Origin of the sequence: Novosphingobium sp. B-7, from assembly GCF_000410615.1 — a bacterium.
Taxonomy (GTDB): Bacteria; Pseudomonadota; Alphaproteobacteria; order Sphingomonadales; family Sphingomonadaceae; genus Novosphingobium; species Novosphingobium capsulatum.
In genome coordinates this window covers 2,621-2,953 of the sequence record NZ_KE148461.1, presented here as the reverse complement: position 1 = coordinate 2,953, position 333 = coordinate 2,621, and the positions used below count along the sequence as shown (strand labels likewise).

Annotated in this window: 1 protein-coding gene; it reads left to right on the top strand. The window is 70.0% G+C overall.

Features of this window, described 5'->3' with window-relative positions; all coding sequences use genetic code 11:
• On the top strand, positions 1 to 333 hold a 333-nt coding region (locus tag H926_RS33740; RefSeq protein WP_028658288.1), incomplete at both ends, for a hypothetical protein.

Sequence of the window (333 nt, the reverse complement as noted above, 5' to 3'; positions counted from 1 at the left end):
GCGGGCCATGGCCCCGAAGCGCTGCGCTGGATGCAGCATGGCCTGGTCCTGCTGGGCGCCGCTGCCGTGGGCGCAATGGTCAGCCGTGCGATGGGCACTGCCGTGGCCCTGGCCGTGCTGCCGGCAGCCTGGCAGGTGCGGCAATGGCGCCTGGTGGCCGTGGCGCAGCACAGTTCGGCGCGGCGCATGGGCATCAACTTCCTGATGCTACTGGCCGTGCTGCCGGTTTTGCCGATCGCGATTGGCGAAGTGGCCTGGGCCAAGCTGGGGCATCAGAGCGCGCGCGCAGCGGAAATGGGCAGCCTCAGAGGATGCGATTTCGAGCACGGCGTG